The organism is Psychrobacillus sp. NPDC096623 (genome assembly GCF_044762655.1).
GTDB lineage: Bacteria > Bacillota > Bacilli > Bacillales_A > Planococcaceae > Psychrobacillus.
On the sequence record NZ_JBIWER010000004.1, the window covers coordinates 125,701 to 146,376 of the forward strand.

A 20,676-nucleotide genomic window follows, 5' to 3' on the forward strand; every position below is an offset into this window, starting at 1 on the left:
TGATATTCACAATCTTTCTAACCACCTTTTTTATTTATTTAGCTGATTTTACTTCTGTTTTTTCAAATCTCGAAATGATTCCAGTTACAAGCATTACTACGATAAATGGTATTAACCATCCTAACCCTACATTATAAAATGGCAATACATTCTCGTAAAAACTTACGATTGGTTGTAGCCAGTTATAATATTCAATATCTAATGAACCACACAGCGCTTTAAAACCATCTACAATACTGATTAAAAACGTCACGAACATTACACTAACATACACCATTCTCGCATGATTAAACAATGGTGACAAGAATGTTAAGAAAATCAATACAATCGCTAGTGGATATAATAACATTAAAACCGGAATAGAATAAGTAATAATATTAGACAATCCAAAATTTGCAATTATACATGTGAAAACACTAAAGAAAATAACAAATGCTTTGTAACTAATCTTAGGCATTAAAGTGTGGAAGTATTCCGCGCACGCTGTAGTCAATCCAATACTTGTAGTTAAACATGCTAAGAAGATAATAATGGATAAAAGTATAGCGCCAAATGACCCGAAATAATGCTCCGATGCAGCACTTAATACTGGACCACCATTTTCAAACAGGCCATATGTTTGTACACTAGTTGCCCCTAAGTAAGCTATCCCAGCATAAATTAAACCTAAAAACAAAATGGCAATCCCACCAGATTTCGCTGTAGCAACTAAAATTCCCTTAGTCGATGTTACACCCATGGAACGAATTGCATGAATTACGATAATACCAAAAACTAAGGAAGCCAGTGCATCCATCGTATTATAACCTTCTGTAAATCCTGTCATAAATGCATTTGTTACATAGTTCCCTTGTGGTTCTTGAAAGCTACCCATTGGCTTAAAAATTACAAATAATAATAAGAAGAATAATCCTATTATTATTCCTGGAGAAAGAAATTTCCCGACATTATCAACGATTTTAGATGGATTCAGTGACAGCAATAACGTGAGTCCGAAGAAAATAATCGTAAATATTAACAAACCAATTTGTGCAGAATCCTGATTCATAAATGGCAGAATACCAATTTCAAATGAAACGGCTCCTGTTCTTGGTAAAGCAAAAAATGGTCCTATTGTTAAGTAAAGCAGTGAGGTAAAGATTACGGCAAAGACGGGATGTACTCTACTAGAAAGATCCTGTAAATTTTTACTTCCCGAGAATCCCATCGCTAGAGTACCTAAAAACGGCAACCCAATTCCAGTTAGTAAAAATCCAATAACTGCTATCCATACCTGTGTTCCTGCATTTTGACCTAAACTAGCTGGAAAAATTAGATTTCCTGCTCCAAAAAATAATGCAAATAGCATAACCCCAATCACTAAATGATTAGAGAATGATAACTTAGTCTTCATTTTTTGTTCCTCCTGTGATATAAGAAATAATCATTTCTTTGTTTTCTGGATGTTTGTTATGAATGCTAGACAAATGATTGTTCCTAATCACGCCGTATGCAATATATCAAAGTTGATAATACTATGGAATTTGGTAGAATGCAATATATTAGACGAAATTAATTGAACATTTATTTTATTTCAATAAATAGAATTAAATAAATCGATATATTCTCAACTACTCTTTTAGATCTTTAAAACCTTGTGCTACAAAGGATACCTCACATTCATTCTGGTTTATGAGCCTTTCATCTGCCATCAATATTTACCATAAATTACCACTATTAACATTAGACCTAATATACGAAATTATAAACATGAAATCCAATTACTGGTTTTTATAAAACTATTAAATTACCAATTCCCTCCAAGTGCAGAACCTTTTTTCTCTTTGAGCTTTCCTTCAACTATAAGAACTGATTAGTAAAGCTTTTGAGGATCTACAGCATACAACGCATAGAGTCTATTCCGAAAACCACACATTGTAAAAAAAGCTATACAATCGGAGATCTCTCCAATCGTATAGCTTTTCTTTTGTTATTTATCCTCAGGAAATAATACTTCCTTTAAAGCATCATCGGAGGAATTTTCGGTAAGCTTCACTTTCGATCGATAAGCTGCACGCGTTAGCAAATGCCCTGAGACAGGGGCGGTTAAAAACACAAATAATATACCTAGTATAAGACGAACGCTTACTAAATTTTCGCTTACCCAAAAATATATAAAGGCTCCAGTTAGAGACAACAGTACTGCTACCGTTGAACTTTTGGTCGCTGCGTGGGAGCGCGTATAAACGTCTGGAAGACGAATAATACCAAAGGCACTAATCACACTCATAACACTTCCTAAAAAAATGATAATAACCGCAACTAGCTCAATTATCTGACTTATGCTCAATGATAGCCCCCCTTTCAATATACCTGGAAATAGCAATCGTGCTAATAAATGCAAGTATACCTAGGATAAGAATAGCTTCTAAAAAAGCTTTGGTATTCAAAACAATCGAAATAATAGCGATCATCGATATAAGATTTACACCAATCATATCTAATGCTACTGCCCGGTCTGGCATGGACGGGCCTTTAATGATTCGAAAAAGTGCAATTGCAATGGAAATAACAAATAGCGTTAGTGAAACCAACAGTATTTTATCAATCATTAACGGGTCACCTCCATAATTGCTGCTTCAAATTTAGTAATCGATCTCAATACATCCGCCTTAGACTGCTCTATATCCATTGCATGTATATAAAACATGTCCCCTTCTGGATTTACTTCCATCACAACGGAACCAGGAGTTAATGTTAACAACATTGCTAACGTGGTAATTTCCCAGTCTCCTTTAAGCTCCGTTTTATAGGTGAAAATTCCAGGCTTCAGGTCCCAACGTGGGTTTAATATTTGTTTACTTATTAACAAACTCGACTGAGCTAATTCTGATATAAATATGAAAATTAACTTAATGACGGAGAATAATCTTCTCAAATAAAACTGAGTCCCGAATAAGCGATGCATTAAGAAAATGATGAAGATCCCTACGATGAAACCACTAAAAAACGTCGTCATCTTCAGTTCGTCTTCATCTTTTAAGGTTGTCCATAAAAATGCGATGAATAGGTTTAGTAAAAATTGTGCTGGCATATTCTCACCTCTCAATCACTTATTTCCACCCATTACCGCATCAATATAAACGGATGGATTGGCTAGAGTATGAGCTGCATCCGTAACATAGTCGGATATAAACTCTGCTCCAAGTCCCAATGAAATCGTTGCTATCCCTAACAAAACAATTGGGATAATCATTCCCTTTTTCATTGGTTTTTCATCTTCCGGACTAATAATAGTTTCCCCAAATATAGTATTTAAGAAAATTCGAAGAAGTGAATATAGTACAACAATACTGGAGAGAAAAGCCAATGCTAGCAATATGTAAGAACCAGATTCAATTGCCCCTTGCCCAACCAATATTTTCCCAACAAATCCACTTAACGGTGGAATACCTGCCAATGAACAAGTGACTAGGAAGAACATCCATCCAAATAGAGGATAATTTCGTATTAGCCCACTCATTTCATCTATTTTGGATTTTCCAGTCACATAAATCATCGTACCAGCCAACAAGAATAGCATGGCTTTAGCAATCATGTCATGAATGACGTAATATATAGATCCTGCGATAGACGTTTCCGTACCTACAGCCAATCCGATTAATATAAATCCAACTGCAATTACTACGTTATAGGAAACGATTAACCGAACATCCTTAAAGGCTATGGCTCCCATACACCCAACAATTAGTGTAATTCCTGCCATTATCCCTATTAAAGTGTGGGATATTAAGGTCTCGTGATAGAATATGAGCGTAAATGTCCGGAAAAGCGCATATATCCCGACCTTTGTAAGCAATGCTCCAAACAATGCTGCAATTGCAGTTGGAGGCACTGAATAAGATCCTGGAAGCCAAAAGAATAGCAACAACCCTGCTTTCAAACTAAATACGATTAAAAACAAAATACTTATTGTTGTAAGTAAAGGTCCTTGCCCTGCTTCTGCCACTCTTTCCGATATATGAGCCATATTTAAAGTACCTACAGTACCATATAAATAAGCAAGGGCTACGAGGAAGAACCAGGAGGCTAGAATATTAATCACCACATATTTTATTGCTTCTCTCAACTGACGCTTGGTTCCTCCCAATGTCACTAATACATAGGAAGCTAATAACATAACTTCAAAACAGACAAATAGGTTAAATAGATCTCCGGTTAAAAACGATCCATTAACTCCTGCAACTAAAAATAAAACAAAAGGATAGAAATACATTTTTTCGTGTCTTTCTCCAATAGAAGAAAAAGCGTAGATTAAACAAATAGCAGTAACAATACTTGCCGTAAGCACAAGTAACATAGCAAAGGAATCTGCCACAAATAGAATCCCAAATGGGGGCTCCCATCCACCAAAATCTAGACGGAGGATTCCGTCAGTCTGAACTATATTTAATAGAAATAAACTTATTCCAGCTGTGACAATCATTGTTAGTAAACTAATGGCACGCTGTATTTTTATATATGGTCGTAAAAATACCAATATAACCCCAACCATTATTGGTAGGATCAACGGTAAAACAATTAAATTATTCATCTTTTGCCCCTCTCAATTCATCGAGATCATCCGTACCAATATCTTGATAAATACGGTAGGCAAGCACAAGGATGAATGCAGTAATTGCTAAACTAATAACGATAGCAGTTAAGATAAGCGCTTGTGGTAAAGCATCGGTATAAGGCGCATTAGCTTCCTTTAACAAAGGTACATTTCCTTGCTTTAAGTCCCCCATCGTTAAAATGAGCAAATGGACTGAATGAGAAAACACTGCAGTTCCTAAAATGATTCGAATAATATTTCTGGAGAGGATTAGATACGTGGCAACAGCAACTAAAATCCCTATTAACATAATGATTAATGTTTCCATTTTTTATCCACCATCCTCACTTATGCTAAAAATAATCGTTACTAGTACACCGACAACAGTTAAAGCTACACCAGCTTCAAATATAGTCACCGTTGTCAGTTCTGTTACACCAAATATAGGCAAATCAAAATAGGCAAAGGTTTGAGACATAAACGGAACTCCAAAAATGATGGACCCAAAGCCTGTGGATGTAGCTAGTAACACGCCGAGCGCTGCAACATATTTAAAATCTAACGGAAGACTCTTTTGGACGGTTTCCAAGTCTGTAGATAAATAGAGCAGTACAATTGCACATGCTAAAACTAAACCACCTATAAATCCACCGCCGGGTGTATTGTGACCTGAAAGAAATAAATACACACCAAATGTCAAAATGATAAATACAACAATTCTACTGATTGTACGGAGTATGACATCATTGATCTTCAATGTTTTCATCCTCCTTTTTTGTTCTTAGCTTAATCATCGAATACACACCCAAACCTGCTATAAATAGGACAACCACCTCGAGCATCGTATCAAAACCACGGAAATCTCCCAATATGGCATTAACGATATTTGCTCCTCCAGCTAGTTCATAGGCATTCTCAAAATAACTTGAAATAGGATCAAAATGATTGAAATCTACTACGGATAAACCAATTAAAACAACTATTAATCCCACTGCTACTGATACTATTCCATTGATTAGCTTTGTACGTGTTGGGAGTTTTTCCTTCTTCCAGTCTGGCAAATGAGAAAAAGCTAGTAGAAATAAGGCTGTCGTTACAGATTCTACAACTAACTGAGTTAAAGCTAAGTCCGGAGCGCGGAAAAGGACAAAAAAGATAGCTATAGAGTACCCTAATACCCCGTTTAACAATGTCGCTGTTATACGTGACTTCGCAAAGAGCATGGACACTGCTGCAACCCCCATAATAGCTACTAAACACACTTCAAAGACACGGAAAGATGCATTGGTTGAAATATCAAACGAAAATGCTCTTGAATAGAACAGATAACTACCTACTGTCACTATAAAGAAAACAAATATATACGTTAAATAATGTCGTAATAGTCCGTTCATATAGCGATTCGTTACTATGTTAGAGTTCCTAACAGAAAATGCCAACAAATTATTATAAAGTGAGTTAAATGTAAAAGAGGATGAGAATAATCCATAGACAAACGGTTTCCACAATTTAAGGAATTTATATAGAAGAGCACCTATTAAAATAACACCAATTGTCATGAGTAATTCAGGTTTTACTCCATGCCAAGCGGAGATTTTCGGTGTTAAATCTGCAGAATCTCCAAACGTTGGGTAAATACTACCCATTGCTGGTTGCAAAATATATTGACCTAATAGATTTGGAAAGAAGAATATGCCAACCACCAAAGCACCAAGAATCATAGGAGATAATAACATTCCGATAGGAGCTTCATGGATAGGTTTATCCAATTTCTCTTGCTGAGGCTTACCAAGAAATACTTTAAAAACGATAATCATACAGTAAACAAAAGTTAAAACACTCGCAATCCAAGCTACAACCGGGAAAATAATTCCGAATGAAGGTAAAGAAAAAATATCTACTTCCATAATATAAACGGTTGAGGCAAAGAACATTTCCTTACTAAGGAATCCATTAAACGGTGGTAAACCCGCCATCGATAAACTTCCTATTAGAGCAACCGTAAATGTAAACGGCATAAGTGTCATTAATCCCCCAAGCCGTCGGATATCCCGAGTTCCTAGCTCATGATCGAGAATTCCAACGACCATAAACAATGCACCTTTAAAGGTTGAATGATTAATCAAGTGAAACAAAGCAGCGAATGTTGCCTGTGTATACAAAACTGAATCAGCTGAATAACCAAACTGCAATGCTATAGATCCTAAACCAAGCAAACTCATGATAAGTCCTAGCTGACTAACAGTAGAAAAGGCTAATAATGCTTTTAAGTCGGTTTGTCGAACAGCATTAAAAGAACCCCAAAATAGAGTAATCATCCCGACTATACTTACTACCCAAAACCATACTTCATCCGCTCCAAAAACTGGCGTGAACCGTGCTACCAAGTATATACCTGCCTTTACCATTGTCGCCGAGTGTAAATAAGCACTAACAGGGGTCGGTGCTTCCATTGCATCCGGTAACCAAATATGGAAAGGGAATTGTGCTGATTTCGTAAACGCCCCAAGTAGTATTAATATCATTGCAGGTATGAACAAAGCATGGTCACTAATCTCATTCACACTGGCAATTATTTCTCGAATACTAAAGGAGCCAGTCATTGTATGTAGCATGATAAAGCCGACTAACATAGCAATACCACCACTTACAGTGATTAGCATAGCTTTTTGTGCACCTTGTCTTGATCCTTGACGGTGATTCCAAAAGGCGATCAATAGGAAGGAAGAAACACTCGTTAATTCCCAAAAAACATATAACACCATTAAGTTATCTGAAAAAACAACACCAAGCATGGCACCCATGAATAATAGTAAATAGCAATAAAAATGCTGTAAGGACTCTTTAGAAGACAGGTAAAAGATAGAATATAGAATAACTAAACTACCAACGCCTGTGATTAATAGAGCAAAGATCATACTAAGACCATCTAAATATGTTGTGAAGTTAAAATCTAATGTGGGAATCCATTCATATGTATGGACGTATGTTTTTCCATCTGCTACCGAGGGAATTAGCCTAGCAAGAAGAACAAACAAAACAGTAGGTACTATTAAAACAAACCAACCTAAGTGATTCTTTTTGAATCGCCTGAATGAAAAAGGTAGGAGTGCAGCAACAATAAATGGGATTAATATAACTAAATTTATAGAAAACAATTTTTAACCTCCTATTGGTTAAGTAAGAATTAGGATGGGGTGTTCTGAGGGTAGAAATTCTTTTTCAAACTATAGACTTGACTATCCTAACAAGAAGTATCATAATAGGATTCCATATGAGGCCCTTCAAAATACATTAGAATTTAGGATATTTAACTTGCTAGTGTTAAAAGCAAGTGCATATTATGTATAGAACATTAGTAATTTCTCTCTATATATGCATTTAATAATTATACATGAAAGTAGGGTGCAACGCACTTTTCATGTTTTGAAGCATAGTGTTATACAATAGAAAATTATACGACAATAAATAGAACAAGAAAAAAGAAGAGGTGTGTAAAACCGTGAAACGCGTAAAAGGTCGAATGGATGAGAGTATACTTGTCTGCGTATACTACGGACCAAATGGTGAGCGACTAATTAGAAGAGGACATAAAATGGCAAGCATGCTGGATTGTCCACTATATATACTAACAGTTGACCCACTACCATATGATGCATTCGATGCTGAGAAATCTGGCTATATTGAAGATTGGAAAGCTTTAGCAGAAGAATTGGAGGTTGAGGAGTTTATCATTCGTGATAACGAAAAACGTCCTTCTCCAAAAGTTATTAAAGAAGTTGCCCACGGATTAAATATAACCCAAATTATTATAGGACAAACTGCACAAAGCAGATGGGAAGAAATAACAAGGGGTTCCTTTATGAATGTCTTATTAAAAGAAATCCCTTTCGTGGACTTCCATGTTGTTTCTGTTGCTCGCTATATCAAAGATGAAGAAGATGGCATTTTTGAAAAAGGAGTCCGTGCTTATTTGGTGACTGACGGAGATTCTTATAAAGTTTCCTTTACGTGCGCGAAAAATATGTGCCAAGAAGGTATTTTCTTCAAAGAAATTGGAACAGATTTTGATAACGGTATTTTCAAATTTATGCACAATAACAAAATGCACCAAGTTCATATACATGAGAATCTTGTTACCGACCCTACGCAAGTTCCGGATGGTTGTAGCTTAAAATTATAAGGACAGATGAAAAGCGAGCGATTTCATAATCACTCGCTTTTTTTAATTGGGTATCCCTATTTTTCGATCCTTCGGTAGTGCCAAAGCTACTAATCCTATTATTGGTAACGTCGACACGACAATCATTGTCGTATAAACCCCTATATAATCCATCAATATACCGATTACTACTGCTCCTATTGCTCCCATACCAAAAGCTAGTCCTACAGTTAAACCTGCCATCGTCCCAATTTTACTTGGCACGAGCTCCTGCGCATACACGACAGTTACCGAGAAACTTAACATGATGAAAAATCCTATCGCAATGAGCAATAATATTATGGACCAAACAGGAACGTAAGGAAGTGCTAGACATAATGGAATGGGAACCGCTATTGATAGTAATATAATATTTTTTCTTCCAAAGCGATCAGCCATTGGTCCCCCAAACAATGTTCCTACTGCTCCCAATGCTAGGAAAACAAAGATAATTAACTGCCCTTCTTTTATAGACAAGTCATAGTTCTCCATCAAGTGAAAAATATAAAAATTGGTCATATTAGTAACATAGAAGGAACGAGCAAAAATGATGACCATCAATAATGTTAAGGCAACTCCAATTTGTCTATTAGTCAATGCTGGTAAAGAAGAAAGCAACGTCCTCTTCCTTTTGGAATGCTTCTCTGCTTCCAACTGGCTTTTATACCATGCAGAAATCCTCGACAATATGAAAATTCCAATTGCCGCTACTATTAAGAACAGAGCTGCTCCCTTTTGACCCAAAGGCACTAATATAAAGGCACTTATCAATGGCGCTAGTGCTTGTCCAGAGTTTCCCCCCACTTGATAAATAGATTGGGAAAGTCCTCGTTTAGAACCAGCTGCCATAAAGGATACACGTGAACCCTCTGGATGAAAGACTGCGGACCCTAGCCCTAAAAATATGACGGACACAAGGATCATCCAATACTCTGGTGCAAGGGCTAATCCTGCCATTCCGACGAACGAACTCGTCATTCCAAGTGGCAATGCATAAGGCATAGGTTTTTTATCACTTATAAAGCCGACAACTGGCTGTAGAACCGATGCAACAATATTTAATACAAATGAGATGAGTCCTAATTGTGTAAATGTAAGACCTAGTTCCAATTCTAATACAGGAAACATCGCAGGAATTACCGCCTGCAACGTATCATTAAATAGATGACATACGCCTATCGCAAACATTATAGGATATACTGGATTACCCATTTTGTGACTAGAGTTCAATTTGAACATATTTCCACATTCTTTCTAATTAATACATGATTAAAATTATTATAGCTCAAATTCGACAAATTAATTTAAAAATGAATCAATCTGAGTCAATTTCATAAACTATGTCGATAAAAACGAACATTAAAGTAATTTCACAATTAGTTAACTGAATAGTATAGCGACAAATTTTGTGGCAACAATAAGTATTACGTCTAGAATGAAATGAGGTTATATGCGAATATGGAAACCTTTTTCGAAATGAACTTTTGGGAAATGATATTGAGAACTACGATTTCCTTTATGGCATTACTTGGATTAGCAAGACTATTAGGAAAGAAACAACTGAGTCAACTAACATTTTTCCACTACATTACTGGCATAACGGTAGGATCCATAGCAGCTGAGATTGCCTCTCAAAAGGAAACACCTTTTATTGATGGATTGATTTCACTTATTTGGTGGGCAGTTCTCGTAATGTTAATGAGTTATATATCATTAAAATTCCCTACCATTAGAACATGGATTGATGACGAGCCTACCATTATTATAAAAGACGGTGAATTAAGTCCGAAGTCTTTAAAATCAGCACGCTTACATATGGATGATCTATTAATGCTGCTTAGAGAGCAATCTATTTTTTCCATCCAGGATGTACATTATGCTGTTTTGGAAACAAACGGTGAATTAAGCGTGATGAAAAAAGTCGGGTTACAGGAAGCAACAAAACAGGATGTAAAGGTGCCAATTACCCTTCCTTTGTTCATGCCCTCTGAAATAATAGCTGACGGCAAAATTGTAAAAAAAAATCTAGAAGAATTAGATTTAACCGAAGAATGGGTTATGAAGAAACTCAGAAAACATGGAGTTGAATCAGTAAGTGAAGTATTTTATGCACAGTTACAAACAAATGGCTCGTTGCATATAAGCTTAAGAGACAATGGCATTTAACCAATTTTAAGGAGCAACAAAATGTGATGTATTCACTTTTGTCGCTCCTTTTTGTTTATGCTTTCTTTATATAAGAGAGAATAGCATTAGACAGTTCCTCCGGCGCCTCATACATACTCATATGACCTGCGCCCTTTATCATTACTTGTTTAATATTTTCTCCACTCGCTGTAAATGTCTTGTCAGCTGGAATCAGTTGGTCATCTTCTCCTGCTATTAATAGTACTGGTAGCTCTGTATTCCCCAAAACCTTCGTACGATCTTTTCTGTCTTTCATCGCTTGAAGTGCATTTTTAGCTCCTTGAGGGTGTACTTCATATCCAATTTTCTTAACTTCCTCTAGCGATTGTTTATGGGTTTCCACATTAGCTGGAGCAAATAGCTTTGGAACTAGACCATCGATGAATGGAGTGATTCCTTCTTTATCAATTTTTTTAGCAGATGCAGTTCTTCCTTCTTTTGCTTCTTTAGAATCTGGAAAACCTGTGGAATGAATCAACGAAAAGCCATTTAAATAGTCACTATAGCTTTCTGCGAATGCCAGTGTGATATAGCCTCCTAGTGAATGACCGAACATCGTCACTTTCTCTATTTTTAGCTCCTCTATAAAGTCCTTTATAACTAATGCGTAGTGTTCTATTTCCTGCACTTTATCGTTTCCTTCCGACGCTCCATGACCAGGAAGATCTATTGCAATAACTCTATAGTTCTCAGAAAGCTTAGGAATTACTCTGTTCCAATAGTTGGAGCTTCCACAAAATCCGTGAATAAGGAGTAGTGCTTCCCCTTGACCTTCATCTTTATAAGCAATGTTAGAATTAGTAGTTTTCATTACATCATCTCCCTAATGTTTCATTAATTAATTGGTTTAACTCTTGTATGTTTACCCCATCTAGCTGTGTGTTACTCAAATTATATTTCTTTTTAATAGAGAGAATTCTTTTCACACTTTCATCAATTCTTTGTTCCGTAATTTCTCCTGCTTCTATCGCTTGGAGAATTGCTTCTTTCGCTTTAAATACATTTGCGTAGTCATGGGCTACTAACACTATATCATTTCCAGCTTTAACTGCGGATACTGCTGCTTCCCCTATTTCAAATGTATTTAAGATTGCTTTCATTGTCATATCATCTGTGATAATAATCCCTTCATAATCTAGTTGTTCCCTCAAAATATCAGTAATAATTTTCTTTGATAAAGAAGAAGGATAGGTAGAGTCGATTTTAGGTAGCAAAATATGTCCTATCATCACGACTTCTGCTCCATGATCTATAGCTCTAGCAAAAGGTATTAACTCTAAGGCATGTAAGTCCTTTAAACTCTTTTGAATGATGGGAAGTTCTTTGTGGGAATCTACCATAGTATCGCCATGTCCTGGGAAATGCTTTACAACCGAAATAACTCGCTCACTTTGAATACCTTCCATTGTCCGTATACCTAGTTCACTTACTATTTCCGCATCTGTTCCATAGGATCGGTTTCCAATAACCGGATTGTCCGGATTGCTATTTATATCAAGAACAGGAGCAAAATCTAGGTTAAAGCCAAATGCACTTACTTCTTTTCCTAATAGCTTTCCGATGTCATAAGAAAGAGTTGCGTCATTTTGCTTTCCTAGATCTTCGTTTGTCGGTAGCTTGGTTACCCCTGGCAGCCTTGAAATTCTTCCTCCCTCTTCATCGACGCCTAAAAATAACGGAACCTTATTATTAGTATTTTCTTCTTTTATCGCATTTAATAAGGTAACAGATTGATGGGCGTCCTTTAAATTGTCCTTGAACAAAATAATACCGCCGACTTGATCTGTTGAAATAATTTTCTTTGTTTCATTTGTCATAATCGTTCCTTTTATCCCTGCAAATATCATCTGCCCGACCTTTTCTTCTAGGCTTAAATCGGATAAGGAGACTTCTTCTTCAAATTCTGTGAAAACAGAAATGTGATGAACCGTTGGATTTGGATTTTCTTCCGATGGCTTAGGTAATATCCATTTCAACTGAAAGTCCTTTGTAACATCGTATATAAGTATCGTTTGATTTACTTGGTCATCCTGATAGCTTCTAATTTTATCTGGTTCACCTTTAATGGATATAATATCCTTGAAATGGATTTGCTGAATCTCAGGTGAACTAGACCGTATATCAAAAACAACTTCAGAATGATAACCAACTGTAGCATCGTTTGACAGAAAATCTTCATAAATAGCACTAGCATTCTCACTTTTTTGCTCTGGCGCTCCCCATAATTCATGCACTTTTTGGATTGTCGTTTCCCCTACGATAAAAGGGGAATTAATCGTTTGTCCCTTTTCCGCTAGTTCAAACAAGAGGGATACTAAGGATTCCGTATCTGAAGACACTTCTATAGACACTTCCTTTTGTATATTTCCACCTTCCTTTGGTTCTTTGTGCATTACAATTAGAGCAATTACTAAAAATAATATTAGAAGTATTACTACCTTCTTCGTCATCATAAAACCTCCAAGCAAATGATGAGCTTATTCCTAACTTCCATAAGCCTAACCAATATCCCTTTAATTTAACTAAAATATAAGCGTTAAATTTGTTATATCTTTACTTTTCAAATATAGTACTAGGTGAACAAAGGTATTCATAAAACGAATGAAAAGGGGAAAGGTTATGACCAATAAAGATGCTTTGATATGCGATATAGAAACGGGTATATGTGGACCTGTAGGAGAAGGTAATTCTGTTATAGAACTAATTGACTTAACTAGCCTATCTCCTAAAAATGATTCCGATTCAGTAATTGAGCAAACAGAAAAAAATAAATAGAACAATGCAAGCTCATTATAAAGGCAAAAATCTAGTCTTAATTGTTTCCGGTTGGCTATCAACTGACTTTCCATATACGAAAAAGAAAGCCCGGGTTGCTCCTTCTCTTTTAAATAATTAAAAACGCCCTTCACTAATGAGTAGCTGAAGGGCATTTTCTACAATTATTCAGACTCCGGCAATGTTTCATAAGCCATTTTACAAATAATTTCTTTGTGTTGAGGATAATCATGTAACAGTTCCTTTTGCGTGAAGAGTTCAAAATCCTCGTATTCAAATCCTGGTGCTACCATACATCCCACGAGTGAAAATGTTCCATTTTCTATAACGGATGATCCAAAAATAGTATTTTTGGGCACTAATACTTGAGGAACTTCCCCATTTTCTAAATCTAAGCCGAGCTTATGTTCCACATAGTTACCTTCCTCATCGATTACATGTACCAAAAGTGAGCTACCATCATGGAAGTACCATAGCTCGTCCGACTTTAAACGATGAAAATGAGACACATCCCCAGCACCTAATAGAAAATAAATACTCGTATATAGCTTACGATTACCTTCGGAGTACTCAGAAGCATAGCTACTTTGAAAATAACCCCCTTCTGGATGGGGCTCTAATCCTAACTGCTTTATATAATAAGAAGCATCTTTCATCATTGCACTTCCTTCCTCTCTAAATGATTCATACAGTTAAATAGATGACATACATTTCCACTATCCCCCAGTTCTACAATTGTAACGGAAGTGTTACCGATATCATGAGAAAATTCTCCGTCTGGAACAAGTGCATTTAATAATCTACTTATGAAGCCACCATGACTAACTACAAGCACTCGTTTTCCTAAATGTTTTTTCTTTACTTCTTCTATAAAGGACATTCCACGAGAACTAATAGCATCTTCCGGTTCAAAGCCCATGTCCTGGTTTCTCCAATCCGAACCCCATTTAGCAATCCGTTCATCTTCTGTCGTTCCTTCGATAATGCCCCCACCAATTTCACCAAGGCGTTTGTCTTGAATAAAATCGACTCCCGGGTGCTTATCCGCAATAATTTCAGCTGTTTTCTTCGCGCGGATGAGTGGACTTGTATAAATAACGTCCCATTCCTCATCCTGCATTCTTTTTGCTGCTCGCTCTGCCATTTGAATTCCTTCTTCATCTAAAGGCACATCTGTATTCCCCTGTGCTCTACCTTCTTTATTCCAAGCAGTGACACCATGTCTTACAAACCCTATCGTTGTCATGTGATTTCCCCCCTACTTATTCTTTTATTATAATCAAAGAAAAATAATTGAACAATTATTGCTTGACCTTAACGTTACGGTAAGGTTTAGACTGAATATATGAGGGGGTGATGATGTGGAATATACAGTACAAAAGCTTGGCCAGCTTGCTGGTATTAGTACAAGGACACTTCGATATTATGATGAAATCGGTCTACTAAAACCATCACGTATCAATTCATCTGGCTATCGTATATACGGTGCTGCTGAAGTAGATCGTCTACAGCAAATACTGTTCTACCGGGAACTTGGAGTAAATTTAGATAGTATTAAAGAAATTATGACTTCCCCTACATTCGATGCAACTGGTGCGCTTCGAGATCATAGGGAAAAACTACTTGAAAAACGTGCACAGTTAGATGCACTTATTAACAATGTGGATAAATCAATCCAACTAACAGAAAGGAAGATTAGCATGACGGATAAAGAAAAATTTGAAGGCTTTAAAAACAAGCTTGTCGAGGACAATGAGAAGAAATACGGTAAGGAAATTCGTGAACAATATGGCGAAGAAGCTGTGAACAAATCCAATGCAAAGGTAAAGGGTATGACAAACGAGCAGTATGAGGAAATCCAAAAACTAGAGGAACAGCTATTTAGGACGCTTAAATCCGCTATGGATACAGGGGATCCTGCAGGAGAGCTAGCCCAAAAAGCAGCAGATTTGCATAAACAATGGCTTTGCTTTTACTGGGATCAATACTCCAAGGAAGCTCATGCTGGTCTTGCAGAAATGTATATCGCTGATGAACGATTCACAGCTTACTACGATAAAGTACAGCAAGGAGCAGCAAAATTTTTACGAGATGCAATTGTTATATACACAAAAAACTAGAGGGCATCATGCCTTCTAGTTTTTTAACGCGTTTTTGATTATGTGAATATCCTCTGGATAAGCTAAATTCAGAGGATATCCACAATTTCTGCGAAAAAATATACCTTTTTACATTTCAATTACTTTTAGTAGTTTTCCATCTAAAACTCCAAAGGCTTTTATTGTATTTTTAGTGATCGCTTCTCTCCTATAATTAACCATAATACCTAAAGGAGGATTCAGTATGGGCACACGTTTATTACGCTTTAAATATGATGGACAAGATCGTTGGGGTGTTTTTGAAGAGGCTTTGCATCTTATAGAAGGTACTTTTCCAACTTTACGGAGCATTCTAACAGACGGACACTCACAAATTGCAAAGGCTAAAACAGTAGGTACCATTATCTCGTTCGAAGATATTACACTTTTATCACCCATTACGACGGACGGGAATATTTATTGCCAAGGTACTAACTACGCTGATCACCGCGAAGAAGCTGGTTTTACGCAACAAAAGCCAGCGTATAATTTACTATTTATGAAGTCCCCAAGCTCATTAAGTGCCGCTAATTCAAATATTATTTGCCCCCAAAATGTTCAATTGCTTGATTATGAGATTGAATTAGGGCTCGTCCTAAAGCGAGATATTACAGAAGAAACCAATATAAACGAGCATAATATAGTTGACTATATCGGTGGATTAATTATTGCAAATGACGTTTCCGCACGCGACATACAAATTGTAGAACAACAATGGTTTAAAGGGAAAAGTTACCGTACGTTTTGTCCAACGGGGCCATATCTTTACTTATTAGAACGAGACGAAATTCACTATCTTAATGATTTAGAACTGATATTACGAGTAAATGACGAAGTTCGCCAACATTCTTTTAGTGACCATTTATTATTTAAACCGACTGAAACATTAACAGAGATGTCTACTATTTTTGATTTACGTATTGGCGATTTAATATTAACCGGGACACCCGGAGGAGTCTGTTTACGATTAAATAAAGATATTCTCGGAAAAATGATCGACGCAAATGCTACTTACGAAGAAAAAATCAATTATTTTGTAGATACACAAAAAGAAAATAGTTACTTACAACCAGGTGATGTTATTGAACTTGAAATTAAAAGTCGCGACCAATATATCGACCTCGGGAAACAAAGGTCAACCGTCGTCCAAAAGATAACTGTAAACTCGTAAAATTAGGCCATTTGATGATACCGAGGCGACTCCTGCGGCAACGATGACATAACCCAGATCCTGTTGGCCCGAGTAGATTGAAGCTGTTCCCACGGAAAGCATTCATCTAATTACTTCATTATTAAATTGACTTATGTTTAGATAAAAAAAGCATTTTCCTACGCATGTATTTGTAGGGAAATGCCTCTTTTTTTTATATTAGATTGGCTACTGAACGAACGGATAAGCCAAAGTCCATATCAGCTGTCACAGCTGGTAAGTTATAATAACCGCGTAACTTTTCTAAAACCTCCGCTGGTGGTTTTTCATTGAAAAAGCCTGTACGGGCAATCGACATGCCACTTACTTTATATAAATCCACCATCGTTTCACACATTTTAATACCCGCACCAAAAGAATCTATAATTGGCACATTGTCCACATGATGAATACCAAAACTCGCTAAGAAGATATTCATTGGCCCCTCACCAGGAATAATCACATCTGCACCTTGTTCTATAGCTTGCTGCGCTGCTTTAGTAAACTTTTCGATAATAGGTTGTGGATTGTCAAAGCCTTCTAAAATATCATAGAAGCCAATATCCGCTTGGATAATCGGACCTACCTTTTGTGCCAAGCCGTATTGTTGAGCATTGAAACGCAGCTGATCAACAAGTGGAGCTAAAAAATTCACAATACCAATCTTCGCCCCTAGCATAGATGCAATATGCATAGATGCTTGCCCGTAACCTATCACAGGAATATCAACAATTGATCGTGCTTCGATTAACCCTACGTCTGGAATCGTACCAATAAAAACGGCATCATATCCAGCTTTTTCAGCAATCATTGCATTCCTAATGAATTGTTCCTTATGCAAACTTTGTAAATAATTATACGTAATAAAATGTCCTGGATATTGTTGAGGATATGTTTCCTTCGACATACCATGTAACACAATGTCTACATCAGGACGTGCGATTTTCGACAAATGTTTTACAACGGCATTTCGATAAGCTGGAATGTCTTCAATGGATGTTAAACTTTGATGCCAAATTTTCATACCAACGCCTCCTCTGTATATGATTGTTGGATTACTTGTTTAGCAGCAATGCGACCAAATATTGCAGCTTTGCCGAGTGAACTACCCGTCATATATCCTGCTCCGTGGAAGCCACCTACAACTTCACCTGCGGCAAAAAGGCCCGGAATACTTTCACTATAGGGATTTAACACTTCTGCTTTTTCATTCACGGTTACACCTGCATATGTAGCGAGCATAGCTGTTGAGGTTCTCATTGCATAAAAAGGAGCTGTTCTAATTTTTGTTAGATTGCCAAATGTATGCGAAAGTGTTGTTCTTCCCAACTTATCATTACTTGTATCTATCGCGTTATTATAATCGCTTACTGTTTGTTGTAACGATATAGGTGGAACGCCAATTATCATTGCTAATGCTTCGATAGATTCTGCTTGCTCTATTAATCCTATTTCATAAAGTGAGGCAAAATCATATAAGGCATCTCCTTTTACACCTTTGTCCATTACTGTTTGATCCCAAATTTGGAATGTACATTGATTCGACTGTTGTAATGCTGCATCTCCTAATAATTTATAGGATATAGATTCATTTACAAAACGATCTCCTTGCTCATTTACAATAATGCCTCCCTTATAAAACGTATGGGCTTGCCGTTTATTGTCATTTGTAGAGCTCGGATGGAATCCGTACGTGCCTTTTAAGTATGGAGTATCTCTTAACCATGCACCTTGGTCACATGCCAGCCTGATTCCATCCCCTATATTTCCCGCTCCTCCTAAACGAATTGTATTAGTTAAACCGGGAGCAAATTGTTCAAGTAATTCTTCACTACGGGAAAAACCACCTGAGGTAATAATGATACCTTTACGTGCTTCCACAACAAATGAATGACCCTCATATGTTACATACACTCGTGCAACTCGCTCGTTTATTTTTTCTAGACGAGTAACTAAAGCATCCGTGTATATAGTTGCACCATGCTCAATTGCCCGTTTTTTTAATATATCCATTGCTTGATGTGGAGTAATTGTATGCCCACGTGGATTTGTATGACCACTCACCGCTTGGCAATCTTTGAATTGCACTCCTTGTTCTACAAGCCAATTGTACGTATCTAATTGATGGTGTCCATACGTTTCAATGAGTGCACGATCATTTTTATATTGCCCAACATGCAACATATCCTGTATTAAACTTTCCACGGAATCAGTAATCCCCAATTTTTCCTGAAGCTCTGTTCCTGCAAATGCCATAAAACAACCGCTTAATAAAGAGCTCCCTCCAATATTAGGTTGTTTTTCTAATACGATCACATTCGCTCCCGCAGCAGCGGCTTCCACTGATGCGCATAAGCCAGCCATACCAGCGCCGATAATCACCATATCCACTACTGCTTTCATAGGCTTAAGCTTCCTTTGTTAAAACAGCAAGAATATCTAATCCTGCTTCGCATACTTGCATGTCATGTGTATAGTGTCCACCACTTACTCCTATTCCACCGACACATTCTCCGTTAAGCTGAATTGGGTAACCTCCACCAAATACTACTAAACGATCAGTATGGACAAGACCTGTCATTAATGGTGGATCATCTTTTAAACGGTCATACCATTCATGTGTTGCACGATTGTATGCTGCGGCTGAGAATGCTTTGTTTTGTGCTATTTCTAGCGCTAAGACAGGTGCACCATCCATTGCGGAAAATGCTTTTAAATTCCCTGCTTTATCTACTATAGAAATAGCAAATTTCATGCCTAATTCTTCCCCTTTTTTCTCTGCTGCTTCTAACATTTGTTTTGCTAATTGTAACGTAATTGTTTGCTGTGTGAATGTGTATGTTTGCTCCATAATTCTCTATCCCCTTAAAATTATTATTTTGTAACACCCACTGGCATTCCAGTTCCGAAGGCCTCAATCGAGGAGGCCGTTATAGCTTTACTATGTGGTAATGCGATATTGACAATAACATTTGCCATATCTATTGGTTGTAACCATCCTGTTTTATTTAAATCCGGTCCTAATTCATCGGTCATTTTCGTATCTACTGGCCCCGGACAAACTGCATTAACGCGAATTCCGTATGGCTTTAACTCTTCACCTAATGCTTTAGAAAAACCAATTACCGCATGTTTAGAAGATATATAAGCGCTGCGATTTGGCCCACCTTTAGTTCCCCAGATCGATGAAATATTAATAATGGTACCTTCTTGCTTAGCGATCATGTCTGGCACAATTTGAGCACAGAAATAGTAAGGTCCATTTACATTAATATCATGTACTCGCAGCCATTCCACTGTTGTTGTCTCCACAAAAGGTAACATGCTCATTGCGCCTGCATTATTTATTAGTATATCTACTGAGCCTAATTCTTCTTTTACTATGGCGCATGCTTCTTTAACCTGGGCTTCGTTGGTTACATTGCAAGTTACAGCAATTGCTCGTACTTTGTATTGCTCACTAATCGCATTTAAAACTTCCTGACACTCTTCTTCAAGAAGTGAACAGACCGCAACATGTGCGCCATGAGAAGCAAGTAGTAAACATGTTTCGCGTCCAATACCTCGGCCACCACCTGTAACAAGGGCAACTTTTCCATTTAATAGCATA

Annotated in this window: 22 protein-coding genes; 5 read left to right on the plus strand and 17 right to left on the minus strand. The window is 36.9% G+C overall.

What is annotated here, in order from left to right:
• Positions 1-34 precede the first annotated feature (34 nt).
• The 8 genes from brnQ to ACIQX2_RS12770 form a co-directional block, all read right to left on the minus strand.
• Positions 35-1,393, minus strand: coding sequence for a branched-chain amino acid transport system II carrier protein (brnQ, locus tag ACIQX2_RS12735; RefSeq protein WP_402850861.1), 1,359 nt, complete (start codon positions 1,391-1,393; stop codon positions 35-37).
• 576 nt (positions 1,394-1,969) lie between these two features.
• A complete protein-coding gene (locus ACIQX2_RS12740) occupies positions 1,970-2,329 on the minus strand; it encodes a Na+/H+ antiporter subunit G (protein WP_402850864.1) in 360 nt (119 codons plus the stop codon).
• The gene (locus ACIQX2_RS12745; protein ID WP_402850867.1) at positions 2,307-2,591 is read right to left on the minus strand and encodes a Na(+)/H(+) antiporter subunit F1; all 285 of its coding nucleotides are present in this window, start codon (positions 2,589-2,591) and stop codon (positions 2,307-2,309) included. The genes ACIQX2_RS12740 and ACIQX2_RS12745 overlap by 23 nt, the downstream gene beginning before the upstream one ends.
• A complete protein-coding gene (locus ACIQX2_RS12750) occupies positions 2,591-3,073 on the minus strand; it encodes a Na+/H+ antiporter subunit E (protein WP_402850870.1) in 483 nt (160 codons plus the stop codon). Before ACIQX2_RS12750 ends, ACIQX2_RS12745 begins: the two co-directional genes overlap by 1 nt.
• 15 nt (positions 3,074-3,088) lie before the next feature.
• Positions 3,089-4,573 carry a Na+/H+ antiporter subunit D gene (locus ACIQX2_RS12755; RefSeq protein ID WP_402850873.1) on the minus strand — a complete coding sequence of 495 codons (1,485 nt, stop codon included), beginning with the start codon at positions 4,571-4,573 and terminating at the stop codon, positions 3,089-3,091.
• Positions 4,566-4,904 (minus strand): Na(+)/H(+) antiporter subunit C, encoded by a 339-nt coding sequence (locus ACIQX2_RS12760; protein WP_402850876.1) that lies wholly within the window; start codon positions 4,902-4,904, stop codon positions 4,566-4,568. The genes ACIQX2_RS12755 and ACIQX2_RS12760 overlap by 8 nt, the downstream gene beginning before the upstream one ends.
• A 3-nt stretch (positions 4,905-4,907) precedes the next feature.
• Complete coding sequence (locus ACIQX2_RS12765; RefSeq protein WP_402850879.1) at positions 4,908-5,333, minus strand: Na(+)/H(+) antiporter subunit B; 426 nt, start codon at positions 5,331-5,333, stop codon at positions 4,908-4,910.
• Positions 5,320-7,734 (minus strand): Na+/H+ antiporter subunit A, encoded by a 2,415-nt coding sequence (locus tag ACIQX2_RS12770; protein ID WP_402850881.1) that lies wholly within the window; start codon positions 7,732-7,734, stop codon positions 5,320-5,322. Before ACIQX2_RS12770 ends, ACIQX2_RS12765 begins: the two co-directional genes overlap by 14 nt.
• 344 nt (positions 7,735-8,078) lie before the next feature.
• Between ACIQX2_RS12770 and ACIQX2_RS12775 the strand changes: the two genes are divergently transcribed.
• Positions 8,079-8,759, plus strand: coding sequence for a histidine kinase (locus tag ACIQX2_RS12775; protein ID WP_402850884.1), 681 nt, complete (start codon positions 8,079-8,081; stop codon positions 8,757-8,759).
• Between the two features lie 42 nt (positions 8,760-8,801).
• Here ACIQX2_RS12775 and ACIQX2_RS12780 read toward each other — a convergent pair whose 3' ends face one another.
• Positions 8,802-10,016, minus strand: coding sequence for an MFS transporter (locus ACIQX2_RS12780; protein ID WP_402850887.1), 1,215 nt, complete (start codon positions 10,014-10,016; stop codon positions 8,802-8,804).
• Positions 10,017-10,235: 219 nt separating this feature from the next.
• Here ACIQX2_RS12780 and ACIQX2_RS12785 point away from each other — a divergent pair, with 219 nt between their 5' ends.
• Positions 10,236-10,943: a YetF domain-containing protein gene (locus ACIQX2_RS12785; protein ID WP_402850890.1), complete on the plus strand. Its 708-nt coding sequence runs from the start codon at positions 10,236-10,238 to the stop codon at positions 10,941-10,943.
• A gap of 55 nt (positions 10,944-10,998) precedes the next feature.
• On the opposite strand, the gene ACIQX2_RS12790 is transcribed toward ACIQX2_RS12785, so the two are convergent.
• Together ACIQX2_RS12790 and nagZ are read right to left on the minus strand one after the other, a co-directional pair.
• Entirely contained in the window at positions 10,999-11,775 is a 777-nt protein-coding gene (locus ACIQX2_RS12790; RefSeq protein WP_402850893.1) for an alpha/beta fold hydrolase, read from the minus strand.
• 4 nt (positions 11,776-11,779) lie between these two features.
• Positions 11,780-13,414 carry a beta-N-acetylhexosaminidase gene (gene nagZ, locus ACIQX2_RS12795; protein WP_402850896.1) on the minus strand — a complete coding sequence of 545 codons (1,635 nt, stop codon included), beginning with the start codon at positions 13,412-13,414 and terminating at the stop codon, positions 11,780-11,782.
• 169 nt (positions 13,415-13,583) lie between these two features.
• Between nagZ and ACIQX2_RS12800 the strand changes: the two genes are divergently transcribed.
• Positions 13,584-13,739 carry a hypothetical protein gene (locus ACIQX2_RS12800; RefSeq protein WP_402850899.1) on the plus strand — a complete coding sequence of 52 codons (156 nt, stop codon included), beginning with the start codon at positions 13,584-13,586 and terminating at the stop codon, positions 13,737-13,739.
• 164 nt (positions 13,740-13,903) lie between these two features.
• Here the strand turns inward: ACIQX2_RS12800 and ACIQX2_RS12805 are convergent, their stop codons facing one another.
• Positions 13,904-14,398, minus strand: a complete 495-nt coding sequence (locus ACIQX2_RS12805) for a cupin domain-containing protein (RefSeq protein ID WP_402850902.1) — start codon at positions 14,396-14,398, stop codon at positions 13,904-13,906.
• Positions 14,395-14,985, minus strand: coding sequence for a histidine phosphatase family protein (locus ACIQX2_RS12810; protein WP_402850905.1), 591 nt, complete (start codon positions 14,983-14,985; stop codon positions 14,395-14,397). Before ACIQX2_RS12810 ends, ACIQX2_RS12805 begins: the two co-directional genes overlap by 4 nt.
• Positions 14,986-15,100: 115 nt before the next feature.
• On the opposite strand from ACIQX2_RS12810, the gene ACIQX2_RS12815 reads away from it, so the two are divergent.
• Positions 15,101-15,859: a MerR family transcriptional regulator gene (locus ACIQX2_RS12815; protein ID WP_402850908.1), complete on the plus strand. Its 759-nt coding sequence runs from the start codon at positions 15,101-15,103 to the stop codon at positions 15,857-15,859.
• A gap of 223 nt (positions 15,860-16,082) precedes the next feature.
• Complete coding sequence (locus ACIQX2_RS12820; protein WP_402850911.1) at positions 16,083-17,048, plus strand: fumarylacetoacetate hydrolase family protein; 966 nt, start codon at positions 16,083-16,085, stop codon at positions 17,046-17,048.
• Between the two features lie 193 nt (positions 17,049-17,241).
• Here ACIQX2_RS12820 and ACIQX2_RS12825 read toward each other — a convergent pair whose 3' ends face one another.
• From ACIQX2_RS12825 to ACIQX2_RS12840, 4 genes are read right to left on the minus strand one after another with little or no spacing between them, the layout of a single operon-like run.
• Positions 17,242-18,090, minus strand: coding sequence for an aspartate/glutamate racemase family protein (locus ACIQX2_RS12825; RefSeq protein ID WP_402850914.1), 849 nt, complete (start codon positions 18,088-18,090; stop codon positions 17,242-17,244).
• Positions 18,087-19,469 carry an FAD-dependent oxidoreductase gene (locus ACIQX2_RS12830; protein ID WP_402850917.1) on the minus strand — a complete coding sequence of 461 codons (1,383 nt, stop codon included), beginning with the start codon at positions 19,467-19,469 and terminating at the stop codon, positions 18,087-18,089. Before ACIQX2_RS12830 ends, ACIQX2_RS12825 begins: the two co-directional genes overlap by 4 nt.
• Before the next feature lie 4 nt (positions 19,470-19,473).
• Positions 19,474-19,917: a GlcG/HbpS family heme-binding protein gene (locus ACIQX2_RS12835; RefSeq protein ID WP_402850920.1), complete on the minus strand. Its 444-nt coding sequence runs from the start codon at positions 19,915-19,917 to the stop codon at positions 19,474-19,476.
• 23 nt (positions 19,918-19,940) lie between these two features.
• Entirely contained in the window at positions 19,941-20,675 is a 735-nt protein-coding gene (locus ACIQX2_RS12840; RefSeq protein ID WP_402850923.1) for an SDR family NAD(P)-dependent oxidoreductase, read from the minus strand.
• Position 20,676: the final 1 nt, after the last annotated feature.